Here is a 26,878-nt window from a genome sequence, read left to right as displayed (position 1 = left end):
AAAAACTGTGAGCATCGGTAATTTCTGGGGAAGTCTAAAGATAACCTAGAATTTTCTCTTACCGAACTATGTGATTAAGGAGCTAACCCTTGATACAACAAAACTCCAGCCTATCGGCATCTAATGAAAAAAATCATCCATCGCGAAATTTACTAATTCGATTTATTCTTGGTGGCACTACCCTGATAGTCAGTATTTCTGCTTATTTCAGCTATCAAGCCACTAGAAATATGATGCTCAAAGATTTGAGACAGAGCGCTTTTTTAGAGGTACAGAGAGGGAGTGCTGAAATTGAGGAGTGGTTACACGTTCGCCAAGTGGAAGTACAAACCCTGGCCAATACTTCAACAGTACGTTCCTTAAACTGGTCTGTAGCAGAACCCTATTTAAAGGCAGAAGTAAAGCGGATCAATGATGAATTTTTCTTTTTCCAAATAGCTATGCCAGATGGTTCATTTTCCAATACAAAAGTTGGTCGAGCTAATAAAAATATTCAGGATCGAGACTACTTTCAAAAAGCAATTGCGGGAAAGAGCAACATTTCCGATCCCTTCATTAGCCGTTCTACAGGAATTCCTTTAATAGCGATCGCCACCCCGATCTCGTCAAATTCTGCTAGCAGTAGTTCACCAATCGGGGTCTTTCAAGGCAATGTGAAAGTCGATCACATTGCAGAGGTTGTCAACTCGCTGCAATACGGCACGAACAGCTATGCTTTTGCTCTAAATTCCCAAGGACAGGCGATCGTCCACCCTAATTCCACGTTAATGTCAACCTTAGAAAAACCTGCACCCAGCCTGCTGAAAATAAGCGATCGCAATTTAAATGCGATCGCCCAGCAAATGGTAAACAAAAAACAGGGAATTGAGTTGATGGAAATTGACGGCACTCAAAAGTATGTAGCTTATCTGCCGTTGACACAAGCTAATTGGTCTGTGGCTTTGGTGATTCCCCGCCAAAATATCGAATCTCGATTGCAATTCCTCGATTTAATCGCCTTAATTGTGGGTGGACTGACTGTCACTATGATTACCGTCTTGTGGCAGGTGCAAGCATTTGAACAAGGTGAACTGAAAAAGTCTAAAGCTGCGGCTGATACAGCCAACCATGCTAAAAGCGAATTTTTGGCTAACATGAGTCATGAACTGCGAACACCCTTGAATGGCATTCTCGGTTGTGCCCAAATTTTACTGCGTTCTTCAGCTTTACCTAAGCAAGAGCAATATCACGTCAATATTATTGAACAATGCGGCTCTCATTTGCTGACTTTAATTAATGACATTTTGGATCTCTCCAAAATTGAAGCAAAAAAGTTAGAACTGCATTCCGATGATGTGCATTTCCCTTCCTTTCTTCAAGGAATTGTCGAAATATGCTACATTCGTGCCAAACAAAAGGGCATTTCCTTTGTCTATAAACCTGCAATCAACTTACCTACAGGAATTCATGTCGATGTCAAAAGATTACGTCAGATACTATTGAATCTCTTAGGAAATGCCATCAAATTTACCGATCAAGGTCAGGTTACTTTCAATATTGAAGTCATCGATCAACCTCCTAGTGATGACCAGACAGTGAAACACTGCCTTCGCTGTACTGTAGAAGACACGGGAATTGGTATAACTCCCGCAGAATTAAGCAAAATTTTCTTGCCATTTGAACAAGTAGGAGATAAAAAGCGCCAAGCTGAAGGCACTGGGCTGGGTTTAGCTATTACTCGGCAGTTAATACAGATGATGGGTAGCGATATCCATGTTGAGAGTCAGATTGGACAGGGGAGTAAATTCTGGTTTGAGTTAGAGATTCCCGAAGCGACTGACTGGGTACAATCTGCGATGACTGCATCAGAGAAACAAATCATTGGCTTTGAGGGTAGCCCCTACACCATCCTGATGGTTGACGATCGCTGGGAAAATCGCACAGTAATTACAAACTTACTGAAACCACTGGGTTTTGATGTAGTTGAAGCCAGCAATGGTAAAGAAGGTTTAGAAATAGCGATCGCCCTCAAACCAGACTTAATCATCACAGATTTGCTGATGCCAGAAATGGATGGATTTGAATTAATTAAACACCTGCGTCACACTCCAGAAATTCAAAATATTAAGATTATCGTCTCTTCTGCCAGTGTCTTTGAATCAGACAAACATCGCAGTCTAGAAGCCGGAGGTAACGCCTTCTTAACTAAACCTATACAGGTAGATGAATTATTGCATCAACTAGAACAATACTTAAATTTGGTATGGATTTACAAGCAATCTCAGCCTGATAAAGAAAAATCTCAAGAAGCAATAACAACAAATAGCCAATCTGCTCAATTAACTCCTCCTTCGCCCCAAATATTGCAGGAACTAGTCACCTTAGCTAGTAAAGGTAACTTTAATGCCATTCTCAAGTGGGCCGATCAACTGGAGGAAACAGACACAACCTTTGCTCCATTTGCTAATGAACTACGGCAACTAGCAAGGCAATTTGATGAAGATTTAATCATAAATTTTTTGACTAAATATGCGGTGGAAACAGTATGAAAACGATTATTGAAAACCAAAATAATTCTATCAATTATTCTCCTTCCAGAGGAATTGTTTTAGTCGTTGACGATAACCCTGCCAATTTACAAGTTTTATCCAGCTTTCTGGATCAGTCTAGCTTTGAAGTTTGGGCAGCACGCAGCGGCGAGAAAGCCCTTCAGCGATTAGAAAATGATGATTTACCTGATTTAATCTTGCTGGATGTGATGATGCCAGGTATAGATGGTTTTGAAACCTGTAAACAGCTAAAAACCAATCCTCGTGTCCAAGATATTCCGGTTATTTTTATGACAGCACTATCAGAAACCGCTGATAAAGTCAAAGGTTTGCAATTGGGAGCCGTAGACTACATTACCAAACCTTTTCAGCATGAAGAAGTCTTAGTGCGGATCGAAAATCACCTGAAGCTGAGAAATTTGACAAAAACCTTAATTGCTAAAAATGCCGAATTGCAACAAACTCAAACTCAACTGATTCAAGCAGAAAAGGTAGCAGCTTTAGGACAACTGACAGCAGGAATTGCCCATGAAGTGAATAATCCGATCAATTTTATAGCTGGCAACTTAAATTTTGTGGAACAGTATGTACAAGAGGTAGTTAATTTACTACATCTCTATCAAAAATATCTGCCCGATCCACCCAAGGAAATTCAAACAGCAATTCAAAAAAGCGATCTTACCTTTTTATTAGATGATTTATCTAAAATTATTAAATCTATGCAGGTTGGTACAGATCGAGTTACAGAAATTGTGTCATATCTAAACAACTTCTCGCGCCACAGAGAAGCTGGTAAGAAACTAGCTAACCTGCATGAAGGGTTAGAAAGTACATTACTCATTCTCGGACATCGCTTTAAACGAAATGCTCATCACCCAGCCATCCAATTAGTTAAAGAATATGGAGACTTGCCACTTATTGAGTGTTTTCCTGGTGAAATAAATCAGGTTTTTATGAATTTAATTTGCAATGCGATCGATGCTATTGAAGAAAAAAATCAAAATAAAGACATTGATACAATTTATCAAAATCCTGGGGTAATTAAAATTAAAACTCAGGCAATTGGAGAGCAAGTTATTTTAAGAGTTGCCGACAATGGTTCAGGTATAAGCAATGCAGATCGCACAAAAATATTTGATGCTTTTTATACAACCAAACCTATCGGCAAAGGAACCGGGCTTGGCCTATCTATTGCTTATCAAATTGTGGTTAATAATCATCATGGCAAGCTCACATACAATTCTAAACCAGGTGAAGGCATAGAGTTTATTATTGAGTTACCGATTCGATAAATTTAGAATTTGTAAACTCAATAAAAAACATCACTATAGAAAAGTTAATACTTATAGCTTTCAAAACTTTAAGTAGTTTGTTATACTGCTGCTTATAATCATAGAACCTTGAAAACTTAATATCAAGTTCCAAAATAAACCAAAAAGTGCTTAGTTTTACTTTCCATACGTAATTTTTTAGCGGGGGTAGAGCGATCGCCAAAACCCTGATGATTTCGTTGACCCCCGCTAATCGCTTACTGCATAAGAGTTTGACAAGGGTATACAAGTCATTGATTCTCAATAATTTGTGCTTGTTGATAGTTAAATTCGACCCCCCGCTAAAATAGGTATCTCTAACCCACTCTAGATAAGACTTCTGGAAGGGTAGGGTTTTAATTCCTTTACCCCTCACGGGGATGGAAACTTTTGCTTTTGGCCTTGTTACCAACTCATTCCACCAAAGTTTTAATTCCTTTACCCCTCACGGGGATGGAAACTTTGTCCTGCTGCTGATTCAGCAGCGAAGAAAGTGAAGTTTTAATTCCTTTACCCCTCACTGGGATACAAACAATCTCACGCTAATTACGAACCGACAACAGTTTTCAATTGAATAGACCATACGCATAGGGGCACATATATTATTGTGCCCCTGTAATAATGTATATTCCCCGTATTTTAAAATTGCTGTATGTCACAAATCCATTTATCCAGAAATTGCTGTAACTAACGAATATTCACCTCTTGCAGGTAATTTACTCCCTGAAGATATTCAATTTTAGTAGCTGAGTTTTTAGAGAAGGATGAATTTGTTCTTTTTGCAAAAGCTACCTTTTGATTGTCATCTGTCACGCGTTGTTTTTGAGTATACTCATTCAATTTGACTTGAGCTTGAGCATAAACTAGAGTATCTTGAGGAATCTTTTTGAGAAATTTTAGAGCCAGATCGAAATCACCAATAGATGCTTTTTTATAGGCTTTCTGCAAAAAGTAAGCTGCTCTGATCTGCCGTTTGCGATCGTACTCAGCTAACTTTTCTTGAACTAAAGCACCTGCATGACTTTCTTGAGGGATTTGACGCAGGTATTGTAATGCTCCAGAAAAATCTTTTATCTCGGCTTTTTCGTAAGCTTTTACTAATAAATCTTGCGTCTGTACTTCAATATTGACAGATGCTTTCTGAATTAGTTTATCTGTTTTAGATTGCCAGTATAAAATATTTGGAACTTTAACAGCAGCATGAAGAACATCTGACCATCTGCTCTCATGAAAAGCTATTTGTGCTATTTCATATTGCTGTGCAGCTACTTGCCATTGCTCTTGCCATTCTTCAATTGTGGCTTGCGCTTCTGGATAAACATTACTATGGGAGGGAATTGATTTAGCAAGTGCGATCGCTTCTTCTAAATCCCCTGCTTGATATTCTTTTTTTGCTTTATATAAAGTATCTGTTTCGGAGTATGCAGGTGCATTATTAACTAAAGAATATACACCAAATCCCATTAATAAAGAATTAGCTGCCAATCCTACTTTCATTCCTGTGAATAACAGTGATGACTTTACAGGCGCAGGATTTTTTGCGGCTTCTAGAAGAAATTGAGAATCTGCTTCTAATATTTCTGATGGCTGAGTTTCCCATACTATTTGCTTAAGTATCCGCAGTACCTCACCCGCAGACTCAAAGCGGTCTTGGTAATTGTAGCGGATCATTTGGCTGAGAACAGCAGCTAGATAATCGTTAACTGGCGTGTTTGGAGAACGCCAAAAAATTTCATTAGTATAAGGATCAACTTTTAATTGTAGTGGTTCTAACCCAGTTAAAGCCTGAATGGCAATCATACCCAGTGCATAAATATCACTGTTGGGCTGTGTTTGACCAATAAATTGTTCTGGTGGTATGTATCCCAATGAAGTGACGGGAATTCGATAAATGGGCAATTCTGCACCGATGCCAAAATCGATCGACTGGATTGAGCCAAAGTCAATCATAACTAACTTGCGATCGCTATTACGTCTAATCAAATTTTCCGGTTTGAGATCGCAATGAATCACGCCTTGAGAGTGAACAAATTCTAAAATACCTAAGGCATCTATCAAAAATTCTACAACTTCGCTTTCACTCCACAGACACCCAAAATATTGATCGATAGGCAATTCCGCAGTTAGCGCATGTCCTTCAATACACTCTTGCACTAAATAAAATTGCTCGTTTTCTTCAAAACAGGCGATAAATCCAGGAATTTGGTCATGGCTTCCCAGAAGCTTGAGGGTTTGGGTTTCAGTCAGAAACAGCAACCTCAGCATCTCCAAGTATCCAGATTCGGAACTGCTAACTTTAATCTGCTTAACAACGCATTTGGGATTCTCTGGATAATCTACGTCTACAGCAATGTATGTTTGTCCAAACACCCCTGCACCCAGGCTTTGGACAATTTGGTAACGCCCTTGTAGTAATTTACCGATTATGTGGTGGCTCATGACCTGGTTACTCAGTAAGTTCTTTTATTTACTTTTTCTGACATTCCCTGCTGTTTCCGGAATGCTTTAGAAATAAATAACCAGAGTTTTGATACCTTAAATGCAAGTTTAATTTCTTAAGTATTTTTACCGAAAAAATGGGTTTAAAGCCCCGTGCTTCTAGCACGGCTTTGGAGTAATGAGTAATAAGTAAATATTCTTACTCATTACTCATTACTCATTACTCATTACTCCAGAATCTCTGTGCGTTCACGCCGGGGAGTATGTCAACTTGATTTTTGTCAATAGGTTAGCACACTTAAAAGTTTAATAACAGTAAGCACATTGATTTCTGAATTATTTAACTATTGATTTCTTCATCGTGTTCAATTACTTCAGATTTATCTTGTAACGGCTTCACTACCCGCGCGATCGCTTCTTGAATAAAAGCTTTGATAAATTCATCTCTGCGATTAATTTGAAACTGTCGCTGTACAACTTCTGTCATTCCACCATCACCCCAATCTTGGTCATGACGAAAATATTCAATAAAACTTTTACCAGCAATTCGCGTTAAATAAGCTGCTGTCACGCCTTGAATTGCTCTACCAATAATAAAGGTGGCAACATTGAGTTGCAACGCTGTAGATAATAATTGAATTGCTCCCTTAACAATGCCTAAACTAGCAATAGTTTTCGCTAAAGAAAGGGCTAACTCTCTTCCCCGTTCCATATTCAATTCACAGCCGTAGACTCTGCCAATTTCCACAACCATTTGAGCATTAACTGCGGCTGTCGCCAATAAATCTACAACCGGTATTGGGGTGACTGATACTACACCAGCACCAATCCATTGAAACCGTTCTACGATTTTGTCAGCTTGACGGCGGCGCTGGCCATCGATGAGTTTTCGCGCCTCGTCTCCCAATCGCAGAGATTGTAAAAGAATATTATCTGCTACCAAATCTTCACCTTCAGCACGTAAAACAGCAGCCGTGCGCCGCAACAATGGAACGATATCGGGTTCTGGCTGGAAGGTTTCGCCAGTTTCTAGTTGTGCAGGTTGGGGATTAGCTGCGATCGCTACCACATCATTAGTAGCAATAAATCCCCGTACCCGTTGACGCAATCTCGCGAGGATGGATTCTTTATCTTCATCTGTATATAAATCAGTTTTGTTGAGAACTAAGAGCGATCGCTTCCCAATTTCTGCCAAACCCCGTAGTGGCTCATATTCTGAGCGTCGTAAATCATTATCCACCACAAACAACAGTAAATCTGCTTCTGTTGCCAGTTCTCGCGCCATCTGTTCCCGTTCTGTTCCCGCCACCCCGGCTTCTAAAATCCCCGGCGTATCTGTAATTAAAATCTTCCGTTCTAACCCCTTCAAGCGCAGACAATAGGTTTCTCCAACCTGAGTTGTACCCATCGGTGCATCCACCTGACCGACCATGCGTCCCATAATCGCATTTACTAGGGAAGTTTTGCCAGCACTCCCCGTACCAAATACCACTACTTGAATTTCACCCCGCGCTAAATTGGCTTCAATCTCTCGCGATCGACTTAATAAAGCTTGGCGTGCCACTTCATCTTGAATTTGCCCTACCTGTTGCCGCACAGCCTGGAGAGTTGTAGAAGCAGCATCAGATTTAGCAGCCGGAATTTGTGCCGCAGTGACTCGCTTCGGGTTGCGACGCGATCGCTTTTCCCCAGATTGAATCACCAGTACATAATAAACGAAAGCGGCAACCAAGGCTCCAATGAGGATAATCAGCAGCAATAGCAGCAAATTACCTAGCAACGGTGAATAGGACAATTGCCAATAGAGGCGTGATAGGGAATCAATTAGCCATAGAGCTAGCCCCAAAATGACGATTAGACCGACAATCAGCGTTACTATGCGTGACAGAGGCATGACTAGGAAAGATTAGTAAGTATTCAGTAGGCAGATGCTCTAATCTTAATAGTTTCAGCACTTTTTACCAGAGTAGTAAGAAGCAGCTTTTGAGGTTCCGAAGGTAGAACTATTAAAAAATTGCAACAATGTCAGAATACAACTATGTACATCCGTATATCCAGCAATATTTTAGAATGCAGACTATTAGCAAAAAGTCAACAAAAAAATCTTGGGCTGGGGCGATCGTAGAACCAGCAAAAGAATTTCCTCTTACCCAACTATCAATTATTTCTGGCAAAATTCCAGATGGCTTGCGTGGCACACTTTACCGCAATGGCCCCGGACGGCTAGAACGTGGCGGCGCTCGCGTGGGACACTGGTTTGATGGAGATGGGGCAATTCTCGGCGTTCATTTCACAGATGCAGGAGTTACTGGAGTCTATCGCTATGTGCAAACAGCAGAATATCAAGCTGAAACTCAAGCGGATAGGTTTCTTTATGGTGTCTATGGGATGCATACACCAGGCCCCATCTGGAAGCGCTGGGGTCAACAGGTTAAGAATGCAGCGAATACCTCAGTGTTGGCTTTACCTGATAAATTGTTGGCTTTATGGGAAGCAACCAATCCTTGTGCCCTTGATTTGCAAACTTTAGAAACCAAGGGATTGGATGATTTAGGTGCTTTGGACAACGGATTACCTTATTCTGCTCATTACAAGCGCGATTCCCAAACAGGCGAAATTTTTAACTTTGGAATCAGTATCGGCAGTTCTGTACAACTGAATCTCTACAAAAGCGATGCGACTGGCAAAATTATCCAAAAAACTGCTTTTAAGCTAGATCGTTACTCTATAATCCATGATTTTGTTTTAACTCAAAAGTATCTGGTGTTTTTCATGCCACCGATGCGGATGAAAATGCTGTCAATGATGCTAGGTGTGACTACCTTTAGTGAATCTCTGTTGTGGGAACCTCAGCTAGGAACCCAGGTGTTAATCTTTGACCGAGAAAATTTATCTTTAGTTAGTCGTGGCGAAACCGATCCTTGGTTTAATTGGCATTTTGGCAATGGCTATGAAGATCAAGACGGTTCCGTGATTCTGGATGTGGTGCGATATTCAGATTTTCAACAAACTAATGAGTATCTCAGAGAATTTGCAAGTGGTGAGACGCACACAGTAACTAAAGGAACATTATGGCAAGTGCGCCTCAATCCTAAAACTGGCAAAGTCACAGCAATACAGGAAGTTGTCAATCGCAAGTGTGAATTTCCTGTGGTGCAGCGATCTCTCGTTGGGCAACCTTGGCGCTATACTTATGTATCATTAATGCCCCAAAGAGGGGATACAGACAAAGAATGGTTCGGTGCGATCGCTCGCTTCGACTACAAAACCGAAACCCTCACCGAAGCAGACTTAGGAGAAAACCGCTATCCTTCAGAACCCATTCACGCCCAAGATGCCTACAACCCTGAGCAAGGCTGGGTACTAACCGTTGTATACGATGGTAATTCTCATAGTAGTGAAGTTTGGGTATTTGATAGCGATCGCCTGGATGCAGAACCCGTTTGCAAACTAGGATTACCTAGCGTCATTCCTCACAGTTTCCACGGTACTTGGAACCCAAGTTAAGAATCGACTGGGGAAATGAGGGAGCCAGGAAGAAGATTTTCCCCTCTGCTCCCCGTACCCCGCCTCTCTACCTCTTTCCAATGCTCAATGCCCTCTAAATCTTTGATAATTGCTAAGTGTAAAAACGTAGTATCCTACATATTGGTATCTAAAAAGAAGTCCAAAATCATGAGGAGAAACCCCATAGCATTACTACTTAGCGGAGTGATTGTCAGTTTTGGACTGTCATCATTGTTAGCTCAAGCACAACAACAGGTTTCTGATGCCCAAATTGCGGCGATGGTAGAGGCGTTGCGACTAGCTGCACCAAAAACCGGCACTGCAAATGATGGACTTTATAGTGAATGGCAAGTTAAACCAGAAACTCTCAAAGGCTGGTCAAAATCTTGTCTTAAAAAAGAACTAACACCAACGCAGTTTGAAAACAGTCCTACAACGGCACGCAAAGTTGTATCTTGCATCACACGCCGGGAGTTAAATAAGCAGTTTATCGCTACCAATAATAATGAAACTGCCGCTGTGCGTGGTGTTGGCTGTTGGTGGATGACTGGCAACTACACAGGTTGCAATAGCGGATTTACTGCTACATATCTTCAAAAGGTTGTCGGTTTTTACCAGCAGCAGCGCTCAAAACCAGCAACTACTCCATAGACATCACTAAATTAATTGCCCCGCGCAATTAAGGAAAACAACTTCTACGCATCTACGTTGACTTTAATAACAGAGTTTTAGCCTTAACCCAAGGGGATTGAGTTATATCTCACAAAGGATTGTTTGAACTTTGCCAATGCTGTTAGAATGCATCGATGTCAAAAAAGCAACATTTCTTAAACAAAAAGCCCGGCTGGTCTTTGGATGAGCGAGATCCAAAGTTCATAGAATCTCTGATGCCCGTGTTTGGCTTTTTCTATCACCACTATTTTCGAGTTCAAACTAGTGGCTGGGATAATATTCCCCCCCAAGAAAAAGTTCTATTTGTCGGTTCGCACAATGGGGGACTTGCAGCACCCGATATGGCAATGGTGATGTATGACTGGTTCCGACGATTTGGTGTAGAGCAACCCGTTTTTGGTCTGATGCATCCCAAGGCTTGGCAGGTTAGCACGCCACTAGCGCAACTGGCCGCCAAGGCTGGAGCAATCATCGCCCATCCGAAAATGGCTTATACTGCCTTACACTCTGGAGCTAGTGTACTAGTTTATCCCGGTGGAGCCGAAGATGTATTCCGACCGTTTTATTTACGTAACAAAATCTATTTTGCGGGACGGCAAGGATTTATCAAATTAGCATTACGGGAAAATGTGCCGATTGTGCCTGTGATTTCCTGGGGCGCTCACGATACACTGATTGTAATTGCTGACTGCTACAAAGTTGTGCGGCAACTCCACCAGTGGGGGATGCCTTGGCTGTTAGGGATTGACCCAGAAGTTTTTCCGATCTATCTTGGACTACCTTGGGGATTAGCAATTGGCCCGCTGCCCAATATTCCCTTACCAGTGCCCATGTACACACATGTTTGTCCACCAATTGTATTTAAACGCTACGGCCCTGAAGCAGCTAGCGATCGCTATTATGTCAATGAATGTTATGAATTAGTTGTTAGTCAGATGCAGCAAGAGTTAGACCGCCTAGTGGAGCTAACTGCTAATGCCAATTCTCTTTGAGTAGTTATCAGTTAGAGAACTCATAACTGTTTTCCTAACCACCGCTAACTGGTGGAATCAGCACGACTTCATCCCCATCTTGTAGTAGTGTATCTGGTTCGACAAATATCAGATTAATCCCAAACCGAGTTATATCACGCCATTGGGAGAGTTCAGGGTGTTCAACGATGAGGCGATCGCACACTGCTTTAACTGGCATACTATTAGGAAATTCCAGCACTAACTCTGAAACCCTAAAGGCTTCTTGATAAGCAGCAAACAACTTGACGGTAACAGTGATTGCAGATTTAGACATAGAACATACTTTGGCAGTACGAGCAAGTTTTTCAATACTCGACAAGCACCCTGAACTCTTGGAGAACTCCACAAGATAAATGTTCCAAAACTCGTCATTGCGAGCGAAGCGAAGCAATCGCAGGGGTTGGGATTGCTTCGCTTCGCTCGCAATGACAACTGGGCATTTTTTTACTTGGAGTACTCTTGGGGTTTATTATACATTACTAACTGCATAATTTCATATCATGTGCAGTTCAGTCCGGCTTGAGCCAGAATTAACCCACGCGCAACGGCGTGGGATTGAAGCAAGACCGACAATTAATTGTTCCCCTTGTCCTCTTCCATGACTATTCAGCATTAAGGATTTTTGGTACTTTGAAAAATTCGCCTTCCTGTTCAGGCGCACCATTGAGAATACTTTGTCTGTCAGGATAGGGTTGCAATTCATCCTCTCGTGTGATATTGCTGACATCAATTGCCCTTGTTGTTGGGGCCACATTAGTGACATCAAGTTCATTCAGTTGTTCAATATAGTCCAGAATACTTCCCAACTGAGTAGTGAATTGTTCTTCTTCTTGTGGAGTCAATTCTAAACGAGCAAGATTAGCTACCTTGTGAACTTGTTCTTGGTCAATCATATTTTTTAGTGGGGAGTAGGGAGTGGAGAGTTAGGAGTGGATGATTTATAATTCCTAACTCATCACTTTTAGAAGAATACGTCAATTTGCGATCGCCCGGTGGTTTTCAGCCAGTTTTGGGCTTCGATGTAGTTATTGGGAGCCATGCGAATAGCACGAATCCAATAGTCTGCGGCTTGGTCAAAAAGTGCTTCGCCAGCCTCGTTATCTCCAGCTTCTTTTTCCTTTTCGCCTTGGTAGTGATAAATCACGGCGATATTGTTCAAAGCTTGGGGTAGGCGTGGGTTTAACTCAATTGCCTTGTGATATAGTTCTAAAGCCTTTTCGTGGTCGCCATTGCTGGCATAGATTAGCCCCATATTGTAGAAAATATAGCCGCGATCGTTGGTATCTTCCTCTAGTGTTAGAGCTTCTTCATAGTATTCCAATGCCTCAGCATATTCCCCTTCCGCTTGGGCCGACATACCATCTCGATAATAAACAAACGCTTCTTTAGCTTTTTTGTTGGTTGGCAGGATCTTCAGAATGATATCCGCCATCACTGTAAAGGATTTGTCAACAAAATTATCGTTTTTTTGTGTTCTTGGCATATTTGTCTCTGGGTATTGCGTATTTGGGGCATTGGGCGTTGGGCATTGGGCATTGGTTATTCTCCTTGTCCCCTTGTCCCCCTTGTCTCCCCAATTCCATAGTTCACTCAATAGCTAATTTAACTGATTTGCGGGGGCATTCTCCTGACTGAGGGGTACGATACATTCTGAATTATTATGCCGAGAATTGTTTACCAAGGTGCTAACTGGATATGCAGTCATTGCTGGTGCTGGATAGGGACGCAATAGCTGCTGTAGGGTTTGGGGCGTTTGCACTTGGGAATCTAGCCATAAATCGTAATCTTGTGGCTCCAGAATCACTGGCATCCGCTCATGAATGGGTTGGAGTAATTCGTTAGCTGCCGTTGTCAAAATTGTACAAGAGATTATTTCTTCATTAGCAGGAGTTTTCCATCTCTCCCACAAACCGGCAAAGCCGAAGGGTTGCCCATCTTGGAGACGAAAATAAAATGGCTGCTTCTTACCTTGTTGGCGTTGCCACTCATAAAAGCCATCAGCTAGCACTAAACAGCGTCTATGCTTAAAAGCTGAACGAAAAGAGGGTTTTTCGGCAACAGTTTCGGCTCTCGCGTTAATCAGCTTTGCCCCGATTCCCGCATCTTTCGCCCATGACGGAATTAACCCCCAATACAACTGCTTAAATTCCCGCTTTTCGCTTTCGGGATTTTGTAACACTGTTGCCACCATTTGCGTAGGTGCGATGTTATATTCAGCGGCTAAATCTGGAACTGACTCCACATGGAAAACTTGAGATAATCCTGCTGCCGACTGGTTTAGCGTAAATCTTCCACACATACTTTTATTCTCGACCACTAACTAAATTAAACATCTCAATCTAGAAATAAATAATACTTTTTTTTATTTTCTCAGATAATTTTATGTAGTACGTTCAGATGCTAAATACAAAAAAAATATCCGGTTTTGGGAAAATCTTTTGGTAAGATATTGTATTTTGAACCTTCAATTATCAGCATTTTCCTAACTGTATTTTAACATGGAACTACTGCGCCTGTACGATTTTTTACCTTCTGGCAATGGTTATAAGATACGTCTTTTATTGACACAACTAGGTATGCCTTTTGAGAGGATAGAGCTTAATATCTTGAAAGGTGATACTCGCACACCAGAATTTTTAAGTAAAAATCCCAATGGGAAGATACCTGTTTTAGAAATCGAGCCAGGGAAATATTTGGCAGAATCAAATGCCATATTGGTGTATCTAAGTGAAGGCACAGAATTTTTACCTTATGACCGCTTTTTAAGAGCGCAAGTGCTGCAATGGTTATGTTTTGAACAATATAGTCATGAGCCTTTTATTGCTACATCAAGATTTTGGATTTCTATTTTAGGTAAAACTGAAGAATATAGTGAAGCTATCAAGCAAAAACGTGAACCAGGTTATACAGCACTTAACTTGATGGACAAACATTTAACTTCTCACACTTTTTTTGTAGGAGAGCGCTACACAATTGCTGATATTGCCTTATTCGCTTACACTCATGTAGCTGATGAAGGCGGTTTTGATTTGACACAATTTCCTGCTATCCAAGCTTGGATAGAAAGAGTCAAAGCTCAACCAAGATATATCAGTATTACACAAGCATAAAAATTCGGTTTTGCGAGTTGCTGTCTTTCGTTTCTTGGCTCTAGTAGAGAATTTACTGGGTGAGATGTAGCCTCACATTCAGGAAGAGGTAAAGTCTTCAAAAAAGGTGTTATTAAGCAGCAGTTAGATATCTGTATCAATTTCTATCAGCTTTTGCCGAGAAGACAAACCTGACTTAATTCTGATATGAGATTTAGGTATATCAAATTTATCTGCTAGTAGTTTAATTAACTCTTCATTAGCCTTACCATCAACTGGGGGCGATTTTAAATACACAGTTAGACTACCATCAGGTTGTTCTTCAATCTTTTGCTGTTTTGAATTAGGCTTAACCTTGATTCTTTTTTGCATAACCTATCTTGTATAATTGTCGCAGCCACAACCAACCTAAAACAGAACCCAGTAAATAATGAGGAAAATCCCACCAAACAAAGGTTGTACCAAGTAACAATTTACCTATCAAGGTGGCGCGGATTTTTTCTAATAGTGGCGGATGCCAAAGTTGCAAGAATTCTAGTATACAAGTGATGACAAAAACCCATATAGGAATTTGGATTACAGCCGCTCGACTTCTGAAAAACCAAAATGCGAACAGACACCAAAATATTTCGTAAAAGACAGCTGCTCCGTAGTCGTTAAACCAATGATAGGCAGGCCCATTATAATACTTAAACAAAAAGCCCATCGGTATAACGATGAGTATAGAAATAATAATAAATATTGTTTGGTTACGATGTCGAAGCATTTTCTATAGGCTAGAGACTAAGCAAAATTTTAACAGCCCGAACGACTAGAAGTCTCGACTATACAAATTTTAGGTATACCTTTACTCCTACCCCTCTTCTGTCACTATCCGAGATAAGCAAGTAGTTCAGGAGCTAAATCATCCAGAAGCACAAACAGTAGTTATTTCCCAGTAAGTTATGACTCTTTTTTTACCATAAATTATTTCCCTAATATATCTTGTCTCTGATTAGGGAATTGCTAAATGTTTTCTCAAATTTACATCACTTATTTAGAGACGTAGCACTGCTACGTCTCTACAAGGATTTTGGTATTATGCAAAATCATTTTCATACATGGAATCAGCAACGCCCTTGGAGACGCACTCGCGTTCGCGTCTACATGAATTGCCCTTATTCCTTGCAGTATAGTATTATACCTCAAGGGGTGTGGGAGGTGTGGGAGGATGGGAAAGAAGTCTTACCCTCCCCCACACTCCTCTTCCCCTGAAGCCTACACTATGCGTGAGAAATCTGGGTTACGGGTGTACCTTACTAGGTTGGGAAATGCTATATAAAGCTGAAATGGTATTAGAGGGTTAGGTTTTTCGTCGGCTTTTCCAATAATGGCTGATTTTTACTTTCCTTAAATAATACTATTACATTAATTTATCATCATCTTTCGTGTTATTTTTACATAGTAATAATGTAAATCCAGTTAATACAAATAATCCTGGTAATGTATTAGGTTCATTTAGTATTGTTGGTTCTAACGCTTGTGTTACATCAATGTCAAAAGATGGGGTGGAGTTACTAAAAGTAAATCCATTTGAAACAGTTATACTTTCTCTAAGACTTACAATACTAGTAGGTGTACTCTTAACAATCTCAACTATAGAGTTTGTTTCTGCAAAGTAGTTGTTTAGACCCAGCACTGCACTAAAAATGTTATAATTATTACTTGTAAGTAGTGTAAGGGAAACAGCTGATTGTACGTTATCAGATATACCTTCATTACCTGATAATGGTGAATTAGAATCTGGATTATCACCAATTAGTGATGTGGCTGATATGGGTGTATTAGACACTGAGAATGTAATGGCAACTAAGGCTATAGTAGCTAAACCTTTAAACAATAGGTTTTTTAGTATTGGAGTACTAGAGTGTTCTATACTATGCACTTGATTGATAACTAAGTAATTCTACATAAGTAGATTACCACAGCTATATTCTTTAATCAAAGTAAAATACCATTCTTTACCAGGTATTTACATACTCTTTACTTTAATCATTCATCTGTCTTTAGAAAGATTTTTATTTTGAACTTATATACATTTGACATATTAATGACATAACACTGACATAGATATAAATAAAATCTTAAAAAAAAAAGAACTGTTAGTTAATGAATTAATCTAATTGAGTTCATCACAATTAAGTCAAACAATTAAGACTTAAATCTCAAAATGCTCTCAGTAGTTAACGAAAGTGAACTAGGCTATTTGGGAAAGTGTTTTAACCCTTCCCTTTACTTTTAATATGCACCCCAACCCGAAAAAGCATATTTTGGGGTTGCCAAACCAGTAGGGCGATCGCAGTTTTTCAGTTTTTCAAATTAACTTTGATCTCTCACTATCGGTGAACAGCAGAAAAATGGTTGCAGACTTATATCTAATGTCAAATTTTATACAATTTTAAACAATTGGAGTAATCGGAATGTCTACATTTACCGTCACTAATACGAATAACAGTGGTACAGGATCGCTGCGGCAGGCAATTCTAGATGCCAATGCTCTTTCAGGAAAAGACATTATCAATTTTGGTGGACTGTTTACAGATGGGCTGGCTCATAAGATCAATCTAACTGGTAGTGGTCTGAGTATCACAGATAACCTAACCATTGAAGGTACAAATCCGAGCAAACTAACTATTAAGGATGATAGTGCTTCTCGTGTTTTTGACATTGCCAGTGGTGTAACAGCTGCAATCAACGGGCTGACTATTACCAATAGCTACAAAGGCTCAGAAGGCGGTGCCATCTCCAATGAAGGTGTCCTTACCTTGAGCAATAGCACTATCACTGGTAATACAGCATACATCGGTGGTGGTATTTACAATCAAGGCAACCTAACTGTGAACTACAGCACTATCACTGACAACACAGCGCTTTTTGATGGCGGTGGCATTGATAGCAGCAACGATCGCAGCATCGTAATTGTGAACCACAGCACCATTAGTGGGAACAAAGCACTTTATGGAGGCGGCATCTACATTGACATTGCGGAGGGCATCCAAACTTTATCAGTGAGTAACAGCAGTATTAGTAACAACTCAGCAAATTTCAGTGGTGGAGGTATCTTTATTGGCGGCGATGACATCGATGACACCAGTAGTGGGGGCATTACTACAAGTGTGAGTAATAGTATCATTAGTCGCAACTCAGCACTCGAAGGCTCCGGCGGTGGGATCTATGATGGTGCAAGTGGCGGCGGGATCTATAATACTACTGGCGCTATCAGCTATATTGTCGGTTTCCTTAGCACTATAACTGTAACGAACAGCATAATTAGTGGCAATACCGCGGGGGCAGATGGCGGTGGCATCTTTAATCATGCCGAAGAACAGTCTTATTTTTATAGTTCTAATTCCAGTTCTAGTACTATAACTTTAACGAACAGCATTATTAGTGGCAATACGGCGAGGGCAGATGGCGGTGGCATCTTTAATTTGGGTATTATAAGTGTAACTAACAGCACCATCAGTGGGAATAAAGCACTTACTGCTGGCGGTGGCGGGATCTATAACGGAGGCTTTACCTACCCCGGCTATAAATCACCTGATAGTGTAGCTTATGGCAACCTAACGGTGACTAAAAGTGCTATTAATGACAATTCTGGATCTACTGGAGGCGGCATCTACAATAAGGGTAGCCTATTAGTAAGTTACAGCAATATCAGTGATAACTATGCCAGAGACTACGGTGGCGGCATCTACAATTCTAGCTTTAACGAGTTTGGGATGTACAATACATTAGGTATCGTTACGGTGACTCATAGCAGCATTAGTGGCAATACGGCACTTACTGCCGGCGGTGGCATCTACAATGATCTTTACAAAGACTTTGGAAAGATTGTGCCATTTATTGGTACTGTTACTTATACATATAATGGCTTAAGTACCGTTAAGGTATTTAATAGCGTTATTAGTGCTAATCAGGCGCACTTTGGCGGTGGTATTTACAATAATGCCAGCTTAACAGTGGGCAACAGCATTATCAGGCACAATAAAGCTTTCGGAATCGAACTTAGTTCCGGTGGAGAAGAGTCTGGTACGGGTGGCGGTATTTACAACTCTAACTCTAGCTATGCCTTGGCTACAGTAGACTACAGCCTCATTGTTTGTAATTTTGATACACCCAAAGAGGATTCAACTAGACTTATCAAGCTTGATAATCTCGTAGGTAAATTCATCACTAAAGGGTCATTAGTGAGAGTTTAGAACAATATTATTTTGGGAATATCCCAATTTTGTAAATTTACTAAAATCGTTACTTGTCATTGCGAATGAAGTGTACCACTACGAGGAGCTTGCTACGCGGTAGCGTCTCCAATAGTTGCACAATAAAGCGATCGCAAACTACAGATGTTGCGATCGCTTTGCTTCACTGCGTTCCGCTCGCAATGACAAATTACGTTTTTACACATTTGGGATGCTCCCATTATTTTACCTATGTGACTACGGCTATATTTATTCTTCGTTAATTGATTTAGATAAAGTCTATCTTAGAAAAAATTGATTTGGGTAGCATTCCATGTACACCTTTTTGGGGACTGTTTACAACTTGGGTAATGTGAAAATTTACAGCTAAACTACATAATATATAAGCATCTTCCGGCGACAAATTTACAAAGCGTTCCAGAAAATTAATCATGTTTTTTAAAGCCAGTTCTAAGGCTTCATCTAAGGTTTGAGCAAAGCCCATTGTGATGATATGAGTTGGAGTTTCGGCAATTGGTGTTGTTAGTTGTAAATCCTTGCGAAGTTTCAGCGTGATTCTACCGTTCATGGAAGTTTCAATGGCGGTGACATTTACTTCGCCGTCTCCTTGTGCCGAATGTCCATCACCAATGGAAAATAATCCACCTGGCACGAAAATCGGCAAAAATAAACGAGAACCAGCTTGCAGTTCTCGATTGTCGATATTACCACCGTAAGAACCTGGTGGGATAGAAGTTCGAGAGGTTTCTGGAGTAGCGACACCAAGAATTCCAAAAAACGGTTTGAGGGGAATTTTTATGCCAGCACCTACTGGAAATTCGGCGATATTGTTTACCAAATCTAGAGGGATGAATCTCAAAGCAGGCTGAGGAAACTGATGTGGTAAAGCTCCCCAACCTGCACGAATGGCATTGAAGCCGACAGGTAAACGAGGTGCGATCGCATCTAATTGTACTTCTAAAACATCCCCTGGTTCGGCATCGCGCACATAAATCGGCCCTGTGAGTAAATGCGGCCCTCCAGCAATTTTTCGTTCCGGGAGAAGATTTTGGCAGATGTCGATAAATTCTGGTGTGAGAAACTCAGGTGGTGCTTTGTCGTAAACGTAGTAACCACTATAAGTTTCTACGTCAACTGTATCGCCAGAGTCAATAATCAGTGCTGGTTTTAGCAGATTAGAAAAACCACCTAAATGCACAGTTTCTTTTGAGGCTTTTAAAATGTAATGAGTCACGTCGCTTCGCTCCGAATTAAAAATTAAAAATTAATAATCCCCATAAATAAATTTAGTTGCTCTGTAAACGGACTTCGTATTTAGTACTTATAGCTTCCATGCCCGCCCGGAAATAAATTTTCGGGTTAATAGCTAAAGTCTACTGAAGTAGACTGGAGATTTATGGCGATATTTAGTCATCTTCAGATGACTTTATCTATGAGACGGGAATTGAAATTCCCGGCGGACAAGCGGTTTCGTGTTAAGTTGACACCAATGAGCATTGCTGTGCCCTTACGAAAGATATGATTTTTAACTTTAATTTATATTTGATATTTCTTGTCAATACGTAAGTCCTATTATTAGCCCTTTCAAGGTGTGTTATTTTGCAGCTTTTTCTGCTTTAGAATCTTAGCAGTTGAGACATGGGGCTTGTTCTTGAAGTAAGTTAGTTTTAGTTGAGCAATCTTTGGAGCTCGCGGATGACGGCGAAAATTTCTCAATTTGACAAGACCTGCCAGATGTTTGAGAGTTTGTGATCATTCTGTGAAGGTCATGTTTTGAAAAACACACCACTCATCAGGGGGAATGGCAATCATCATCCCTCTGTAAGCCCCATGACGATTAGGTTGCTTCAAGCAGACCTTGACGCGGCGTGCCTTTAACAGTTGACTAATATCACGTAGCACTTTCAGACGGTATTCGCTGCTAGCGATCGCATTCCCATCAATAATTTTTACTCGATAACCTGGTAGCAAATCAGGCATTGTAGCATTGAGGTGTCGAATCGTAGCTTCCATTTGACCAGCAACCTCTCTGACTAGTAGTCTGCCAACCCAAAAATGCGCTTGTGAGTACTGGGGAAAGGGGAAAGGGAAAGGGGTAAGGGATTTGAAACCTTTCCCCCCCGCCCCTTATCCCCAGAGGGGACCCCACCTTCCCCCTTTCCCTTTACCCCGCCAAGTCACGAAAGCGAACTACTAGCTCCCCACTGCTACTCGCTTCGATGCCGTTGATTTTGTTGTAAGTAGACCGAGGTAACTGAAACACCTATTTCTTCAATTGATGCTTGGTGTGCTGCGTGTACTCATGGATGGACTCCGCAGACCACAAGGCTCATCAAATTAACTACTCTGGAGAATAATAGCTCACGAGTCTACTGGATTTTGGCACTACGTTCAAATAATTCATCAAGGATTTGAGGACATAATGCTTTCTCTAAAAGTCCACGAACCATCACCGATACTGGACTCTCTTTTACAAAACGCTCAAACACCTGCCCTAGCAACATTTTTTTCTCCACCCAACAAATTTGCACCTCTTTTTACCAAACTACAAATTAGTTCATCACACAACACCTTAAAAGGGCTAGATTCTATCCCAAAATAATACCTAAAAACAGACACCTTGAAAGGGCTGGTCTTACTAGCTTGAAAGTGGAGAATACTTGACAGAGCAAAGGAGAAGGAATCTTTATGTCCTCTATGTGGGTTATTGCTTGTGGATGTTTAGCTTGAAAATAGACTAAATAACCAGATAATAACTAGATACCGAATATTTACTTAGATGTCTATATCTTAATCAATATCTTTTTGTAATCTTCATATTATTTCCTGTTCTAGCCTAAACTGTTCAATGTCAAAAAGTCACAAAAAACCTTTCCATATCATTATTGATAACCTCCGCTCAAGTGACAACTTGTTTTGTGATGAGATTAATTTTTTGGCAATAATTTTGAAGCTAGCAGTCTGCCAACCCAAAAATGCGCTTGTGAGGACTGGGGAAAGGGGAAAGGGAAAAGGGTAAGAGATTTAAACCCTTTCCCCCCGCCCCTTATCCCCAGAGGCAGGGTGGTTTCATACAAAGAAAGAAAAAACTCTATCGAGTTGGTTGGAGAGTGCGCGTTGTGCTTGAGGAATAGTTCGGAAACCGAGTTTGCGTGCGATCGTAATAAAAAAGTTGTGTAAGATAGACCAATTCACAGGGGCATTGCCACCACGCCGTAGTGGAAAGTCTTCTTTGAATGTCACATCTCTTACCCAATGAAGTCGATTTTCGATTCCCCAATGCCCTTGAATGTCGGCAAGTAACTGTTGAGCTTCGAGATATTGACTACAGATATAGAATTGACGCTCGTAAAATGGCCGACCATTGCGCTCACCCTGACGCTCGACAACAATAAAAGTTTTGAGTCCAGACCATTTTTTTTGAATTTGTTCGGGGGCAGCAAAAACCTTGCACTGACGTTGAACTAGCCGAGAATGAACATTCTCTACAGTTGTGGCACTGCTAAGTGGAACATCTTGTTGTAACTCGGTTTGAGCCATTTTGTAGAGTGTCGGTTGATTTTCTTTTAATCCAATCAGGTAGTCATTGCCACTATTGACAATCAGTGATACAGTTTTTTTTGGCAGTGTAGAGCATCAAGTGTAAAAACGACTTGTTGACCACAAAACTCGAAGATTAATTGTTTTACGATCGCTACTTCACTAATTTTTTTGTTGGACATTGGTTGCATCCTGAGTACAATACCTCGTTCATGACTATAAACCGATACTGTACTGATAAAGTTTTGGTAGGACTGACTGTAATCTGTGACTGTGCAACGAATGCCTTTTCCGTCAATTGCCAATCTTTCTCCTGGCATCGGTGGAACAAAAACTAACGCCCAATTATTAAATAAGTCGGTGAATGGCTGAAAATCTACTGTTTTGAGTACTCGTCGGAACGTTGAATAGGATGGAAACTTCATTGTTTCATCTAGGTTTAACAGCTCAATTAAGCTCCGTCTGTGTACTTTGGTAAAATCTTCCAGTGGCCGGTAGCCCCAATACCCAGTCATTGCTCCGAGCAATATGAGCAATAATACCAACCATAATTCATGCCTTCGTCCTCGGATGTGTCTATAGTCTGGGACTTGCTGCAATTGTTCGACGAGATTCATACTTGTTAGTTATCCATTTTTCTCCACCCTCTATAAATCATTATTATTTTTCTCTCGTTGTATGAAACCACCCTGCCCTCTGGGGATAAGGGGCGGGGGGAAAGGTTTCAAATCCCTTACCCCTTTCCCTTTCCCCTTTCCCCAGTACTCACAAGCGCATTTTTGGGTTGGCAGACTATTAGTCAGAGAGGTTGCTGGTCAAATGGAAGCTACGATTCGACACCTCAATGCTACAATGCCTGATTTGCTACCAGGTTATCGAGTAAAAATTATTGATGGGAATGCGATCGCTAGCAGCGAACACCGTCTGAAAGTGCTACGTGATATTAGTCAACTGTTAAAGGCACGCCGCGTCAAGGTCTGCTTGAAGCAACCTAATCGTCATGGGGCTTACAGAGGGATGATGATTGCCATTCCCCCTGATGAGTGGTGTGTTTTTCAAAACATGACCTTCACAGAATGATCACAAACTCTCAAACATCTGGCAGGTCTTGTCAAATTGAGAAATTTTCGCCGTCATCCGCGAGTTCCAAAGATTGCTCAACCAAAACGAACTTACTTCAATAACAAGCCCCATGTCTCAACTGCTAAGATTCTAAACCAGAAAAAGCTGCAAAATAACACACCTTGAAAGGGCTAATAATAGGACTTATATATTGACAAATTAACTCAATTATGGTGATTGTGGTTTCTAGGCATTCAAGTTGATTTTTATACTCTTTTTCAGCGATGTATACGGCTTTTACTACCCTAAGCTACTGAAGAAGTATGATTGAAATAATCCTGAAGCTAGTTGTTTTTGTAAATATCCACACTCATCAATTTGTACAGTGCTTAAGACTTAGATAGTTCCAGATAGTTAGATAAGTGCTAGGTAAAAGCCAAATCAAAGTGGGAATTTTCAAAGAAAAACTCGTAACCCTTAATGGTGACACGAAAGAATTTTGAAACTTCAACACTAGGCGAATTTTTGTGCGCTTAAACAGCACTAACTGCAACTTGAGAACTTAATTCACTCAAAAAATCGATTTAGGTAGGAAAAAGTTATGGCAAATATCATTGGAACCAACGGGAATGATACCCTAGTGGGCACTAACGGCGCAGATACGATTAATGGTAACGATACTATCCCACAAACTAATGACAACAACGATAGTCTGACTGGTGGCGGTGGCAAGGATAAATTTGTCTACAACATAGACTCTGACTACGGTTATAGCAACACCTATACTATTACCGATTTCGGTGGCGTAGGTAAAGGCGTAACTCCCTCAGCAGCAGTCATTGCCGAAGTGGATACTATCCAATTTCAAGGCTATTATTTTACTGCCAGAAATCTGCTGCTTACTCAGAATGGCAGCAATCTGGAAATCACCTTTGAAAATTTGCCTATTACAAAAGTCATTCTTCAAAACTTCAAATTAGAAAACCTGGATAATCTGCCAGCAACTTCTTCACGACCTGCTATTGGCAATATCCTGTTTGATGGACAAACCAGCATCACCGACAGTTTTGATGTGTTTAATGCTAACTCCACTCAAACTAACCTGTTCAATAAGAACACAGTGACATTCCTGAATGACCTCGACAACAACATTACAGGTTTCGACAACTCAGATGATGTGGTCAATGGTCAAGGGGGTAATGACAAAATCGATGGCAAGAGTGGTAACGACCTGCTACGCGGTGGTATAGGCAATGATACTCTCATTGGTGGTGAAGGGGATGACTCCCTTTTTGGTGGTGAAGGCAATGACTCCCTTCTTGGTGGTGGAGGGGATGACTCCCTTCTTGGTGGTACAGGCGATGACATCCTTCTTGGTGGTACGGGTAATGATACCCTTTTTGGTGGTAGGGAAAATGACACCCTTCTGGGTGGTACTGGTGACGATCGCTTGACTGTTGGTTCTTCAAATCTTGATACTTTAGGAGGCGATCAGCTGCTCTCTGGGGAAGATGGTAACGATACTCTCTCTGCTTCAGGCTACGAAAGCCGCTACGAGGATACCTATTACACCTCTGGCAATAATACCCTCAACGGTGGTGCTGGTGACGATTACTTGATTGTTAAATTTTCAAAAGGCAATAACTTGCTGAATGGTGGTGACGGCAACGATACGTTCTCCGAGTCCACCACTGTCAATGGTACGTTCTCCAAGTACAACACTGGCAATGATACGGTAGATGGAGGTCAAGGTGATGATTTGTTGTCTTATAACTCCGATGCTATCAGGGGAATGACTTCGACTTTCAATCCTACTACTAACGTTGGCTCAATTACCATAGACACAAATCAGTTTAGCTACAAGAATATCGAACGATTAAATATCACCGGTACATACTACGATGACGATATTGTGGGTACCAATGGCAACGATACGCTCAACCCAGGCAGTAGTGGGAATGATACGATAGATGGGGGCGCAGGTGACGACTTGTTGTCCTACTATAATTACAGTGGTGGTGGAACCACTTCATTCTTCGATGCTACCACTAATACTGGCTTAATTACGTCAGGCAGCAATCGCGTTAGCTACAAGAATATCGAACGATTAAATATCACAAGTGGATTCGGCGATGACAATATTGTAGGTAGTAATGGCAATGATACGCTCGACCCGGGCAAGGCTGGGAATGACACGATAGATGGGGGCGCAGGTGACGACTTGTTGTCCTATAGCTATAACTCCGGTGGTGCGGGAATCACTTCAACTTTCGATGCTACTACTAATACTGGCTTAATTACGGCAGGCACGAGATTAGTCAGTTACAAGAATATCGAACGATTAGATATCACGGGTACAGAGTACGATGACAATATTGTGGGGGGCAATGGCAATGATACCCTCGACCCTGGCAGGAGTGGCGATGATACGATCAATGGGGGAGCGGGTGACGATTTGTTGTCCTATCTCTACGATTTTGGCGACGGAATCACTTCAACTTTCGATGCTACTACTAATACTGGCTTAATTACGTCAGACAGGAATCGCGTTAGCTACAAGAATATCGAACGATTAGAGATCGCAGGAACAGAGTACGATGACAATATTGTGGGGAGCAATGGCAACGATAGAATAACAGGAAGCTATGCTTCTTTCGATGCCGGATTCACTGAATTTGATATTATTAGTGGCAATGACATAATCGACGGGGGCAATGGTGATGATTTGTTGATTGTCAATGACAGTGGTGATCTCCGTGGCTTCGGAATCACTTCGACATTAAATGCTATCACTAACGAAGGATCAATTACGGCTGGCACGAATCAGGTTAGCTACAAGAATATCGAACGATTAGATATCATCGGTACATACTACGATGACTTGATTGTAGGGGGCAATGGAAATGATACCCTCAATGGTGGTTTTGGCAATGATATCCTTATAGGTGGCAAAGGCAATGATAGCCTCAATGGAGGATCTGGAATTGATACCTTTGCTTTTAATAGTTTCAATGAAGGCATTGATAGACTTGATGACTTCAACACTACTAATGAACTGATTCGGGTGTCGATTGCTGGTTTTGGTGGCGGGTTATCACCAGGTTCACTTTCAGCTAATCAGTTTACGATTGGAGCATCTGCAACTACTAGCACTCAGCGATTTATTTACAACGATGTTACAGGTGCATTATTCTTTGACCAAGACGGCAGTGCGAGTTCCTTTACTCAGGTACAATTTGCACAATTATCTCCTGGCTCGTCACTAACCAAAAACAATTTTGTGGTTGTTTAACCATGATTAGCGGTCTATCACTCTAAGCAGAGAAAATAGAAAATGGTCGGATTGCGAGGTGTCTAAAATAGCAACTCGCATCCGAGTAATTAATGCAATTATAGCGATCGCACATGAAATTCTTTACCAGAGAAAGTTTGTAAATAATTTCCCCTAAATTACCTTGATGACATCGCATTCTTTAG

General features: G+C 41.0%; 22 protein-coding genes and 1 pseudogene. 10 read left to right on the top strand and 13 right to left on the bottom strand.

Features of this window, described 5'->3' with window-relative positions; translation table 11 throughout:
- Nucleotides 1-89 precede the first annotated feature (89 nt).
- Nucleotides 90-2,528, top strand: a complete 2,439-nt coding sequence (locus tag FD723_RS07815; protein ID WP_179064815.1) for a hybrid sensor histidine kinase/response regulator — start codon at nt 90-92, stop codon at nt 2,526-2,528.
- The gene (locus FD723_RS07810) at nt 2,525-3,820 is read left to right on the top strand and encodes a response regulator (RefSeq protein ID WP_179064814.1); all 1,296 of its coding nucleotides are present in this window, start codon (nt 2,525-2,527) and stop codon (nt 3,818-3,820) included. The genes FD723_RS07815 and FD723_RS07810 overlap by 4 nt, the downstream gene beginning before the upstream one ends.
- A 705-nt stretch (nt 3,821-4,525) precedes the next feature.
- Here the strand turns inward: FD723_RS07810 and FD723_RS07805 are convergent.
- Together FD723_RS07805 and FD723_RS07800 are read right to left on the bottom strand one after the other, a co-directional pair.
- Nucleotides 4,526-6,277 carry a serine/threonine-protein kinase gene (locus FD723_RS07805; RefSeq protein ID WP_179064813.1) on the bottom strand — a complete coding sequence of 584 codons (1,752 nt, stop codon included), beginning with the start codon at nt 6,275-6,277 and terminating at the stop codon, nt 4,526-4,528.
- Between the two features lie 340 nt (nt 6,278-6,617).
- Nucleotides 6,618-8,171 carry a YcjF family protein gene (locus tag FD723_RS07800; protein ID WP_179064812.1) on the bottom strand — a complete coding sequence of 518 codons (1,554 nt, stop codon included), beginning with the start codon at nt 8,169-8,171 and terminating at the stop codon, nt 6,618-6,620.
- Between the two features lie 176 nt (nt 8,172-8,347).
- Here FD723_RS07800 and FD723_RS07795 point away from each other — a divergent pair, with 176 nt between their 5' ends.
- The 3 genes from FD723_RS07795 (at nt 8,348) to FD723_RS07785 (ending at nt 11,448) form a co-directional block, all read left to right on the top strand.
- Complete coding sequence (locus tag FD723_RS07795; RefSeq protein WP_179069073.1) at nt 8,348-9,784, top strand: carotenoid oxygenase family protein; 1,437 nt, start codon at nt 8,348-8,350, stop codon at nt 9,782-9,784.
- Between the two features lie 168 nt (nt 9,785-9,952).
- Nucleotides 9,953-10,435 carry a hypothetical protein gene (locus tag FD723_RS07790; protein ID WP_179064811.1) on the top strand — a complete coding sequence of 161 codons (483 nt, stop codon included), beginning with the start codon at nt 9,953-9,955 and terminating at the stop codon, nt 10,433-10,435.
- A gap of 155 nt (nt 10,436-10,590) precedes the next feature.
- Entirely contained in the window at nt 10,591-11,448 is an 858-nt protein-coding gene (locus FD723_RS07785) for a lysophospholipid acyltransferase family protein (protein ID WP_179064810.1), read from the top strand.
- A 34-nt stretch (nt 11,449-11,482) separates the two neighbouring features.
- Here the strand turns inward: FD723_RS07785 and FD723_RS07780 are convergent, their stop codons facing one another.
- From FD723_RS07780 to FD723_RS07765, 4 genes are all read right to left on the bottom strand, one after another.
- Nucleotides 11,483-11,743 carry a MoaD/ThiS family protein gene (locus FD723_RS07780; protein ID WP_179064809.1) on the bottom strand — a complete coding sequence of 87 codons (261 nt, stop codon included), beginning with the start codon at nt 11,741-11,743 and terminating at the stop codon, nt 11,483-11,485.
- 328 nt (nt 11,744-12,071) lie between these two features.
- A complete protein-coding gene (gatC, locus tag FD723_RS07775) occupies nt 12,072-12,362 on the bottom strand; it encodes an Asp-tRNA(Asn)/Glu-tRNA(Gln) amidotransferase subunit GatC (protein ID WP_179064808.1) in 291 nt (96 codons plus the stop codon).
- 68 nt (nt 12,363-12,430) lie between these two features.
- Nucleotides 12,431-12,952 carry a photosystem I assembly protein Ycf3 gene (locus FD723_RS07770; protein ID WP_179064807.1) on the bottom strand — a complete coding sequence of 174 codons (522 nt, stop codon included), beginning with the start codon at nt 12,950-12,952 and terminating at the stop codon, nt 12,431-12,433.
- Nucleotides 12,953-13,066: 114 nt separating this feature from the next.
- On the bottom strand, nt 13,067-13,768 hold the full coding sequence (locus FD723_RS07765) for an SOS response-associated peptidase (protein ID WP_179064806.1): 702 nt from the start codon (nt 13,766-13,768) through the stop codon (nt 13,067-13,069).
- A gap of 199 nt (nt 13,769-13,967) precedes the next feature.
- On the opposite strand from FD723_RS07765, the gene FD723_RS07760 reads away from it, so the two are divergent.
- Nucleotides 13,968-14,579, top strand: coding sequence for a glutathione S-transferase family protein (locus FD723_RS07760; RefSeq protein ID WP_179064805.1), 612 nt, complete (start codon nt 13,968-13,970; stop codon nt 14,577-14,579).
- Between the two features lie 123 nt (nt 14,580-14,702).
- Here FD723_RS07760 and FD723_RS07755 read toward each other — a convergent pair whose 3' ends face one another.
- Both FD723_RS07755 and FD723_RS07750 read right to left on the bottom strand, forming a co-directional pair.
- Complete coding sequence (locus FD723_RS07755; protein ID WP_179064804.1) at nt 14,703-14,930, bottom strand: DUF167 domain-containing protein; 228 nt, start codon at nt 14,928-14,930, stop codon at nt 14,703-14,705.
- Nucleotides 14,908-15,324, bottom strand: a complete 417-nt coding sequence (locus FD723_RS07750; RefSeq protein WP_179064803.1) for a DUF2809 domain-containing protein — start codon at nt 15,322-15,324, stop codon at nt 14,908-14,910. Before FD723_RS07750 ends, FD723_RS07755 begins: the two co-directional genes overlap by 23 nt.
- 314 nt (nt 15,325-15,638) lie before the next feature.
- Between FD723_RS07750 and FD723_RS07745 the strand changes: the two genes are divergently transcribed.
- Nucleotides 15,639-15,812 (top strand): hypothetical protein, encoded by a 174-nt coding sequence (locus tag FD723_RS07745; protein WP_179064802.1) that lies wholly within the window; start codon nt 15,639-15,641, stop codon nt 15,810-15,812.
- Between the two features lie 148 nt (nt 15,813-15,960).
- On the opposite strand, the gene FD723_RS07740 is transcribed toward FD723_RS07745, so the two are convergent.
- Nucleotides 15,961-16,437, bottom strand: a complete 477-nt coding sequence (locus FD723_RS07740; protein ID WP_179064801.1) for a hypothetical protein — start codon at nt 16,435-16,437, stop codon at nt 15,961-15,963.
- 580 nt (nt 16,438-17,017) lie between these two features.
- Between FD723_RS07740 and FD723_RS07735 the strand changes: the two genes are divergently transcribed.
- The gene (locus tag FD723_RS07735; protein WP_179064800.1) at nt 17,018-18,799 is read left to right on the top strand and encodes a right-handed parallel beta-helix repeat-containing protein; all 1,782 of its coding nucleotides are present in this window, start codon (nt 17,018-17,020) and stop codon (nt 18,797-18,799) included.
- Nucleotides 18,800-19,067: 268 nt separating this feature from the next.
- On the opposite strand, the gene FD723_RS07730 is transcribed toward FD723_RS07735, so the two are convergent.
- The 4 genes and pseudogenes from FD723_RS07730 to FD723_RS42565 form a co-directional block, all read right to left on the bottom strand.
- Complete coding sequence (locus tag FD723_RS07730) at nt 19,068-20,033, bottom strand: acetamidase/formamidase family protein (RefSeq protein WP_179064799.1); 966 nt, start codon at nt 20,031-20,033, stop codon at nt 19,068-19,070.
- Between the two features lie 518 nt (nt 20,034-20,551).
- A complete protein-coding gene (locus FD723_RS07725; RefSeq protein WP_179064798.1) occupies nt 20,552-20,812 on the bottom strand; it encodes a hypothetical protein in 261 nt (86 codons plus the stop codon).
- Nucleotides 20,813-21,168: 356 nt separating this feature from the next.
- Nucleotides 21,169-21,303, bottom strand: a complete 135-nt coding sequence (locus tag FD723_RS42570) for a hypothetical protein (protein ID WP_256875111.1) — start codon at nt 21,301-21,303, stop codon at nt 21,169-21,171.
- A gap of 565 nt (nt 21,304-21,868) precedes the next feature.
- Nucleotides 21,869-22,956, bottom strand: a pseudogene (locus FD723_RS42565) (ISAs1 family transposase).
- A 202-nt stretch (nt 22,957-23,158) separates the two neighbouring features.
- On the opposite strand from FD723_RS42565, the gene FD723_RS07710 reads away from it, so the two are divergent.
- Nucleotides 23,159-23,419, top strand: coding sequence for a hypothetical protein (locus FD723_RS07710; protein WP_179064797.1), 261 nt, complete (start codon nt 23,159-23,161; stop codon nt 23,417-23,419).
- 583 nt (nt 23,420-24,002) lie between these two features.
- A complete protein-coding gene (locus FD723_RS07705) occupies nt 24,003-26,693 on the top strand; it encodes an S-layer family protein (protein ID WP_179064796.1) in 2,691 nt (896 codons plus the stop codon).
- Nucleotides 26,694-26,878: the final 185 nt, after the last annotated feature.

The sequence above is a fragment of the Nostoc sp. C052 genome (genome assembly GCF_013393905.1).
Lineage (GTDB): Bacteria > Cyanobacteriota > Cyanobacteriia > Cyanobacteriales > Nostocaceae > Nostoc.
Note: the sequence above shows the minus strand (reverse complement) of the source record. Positions and strands in the feature narration are given on the sequence as shown.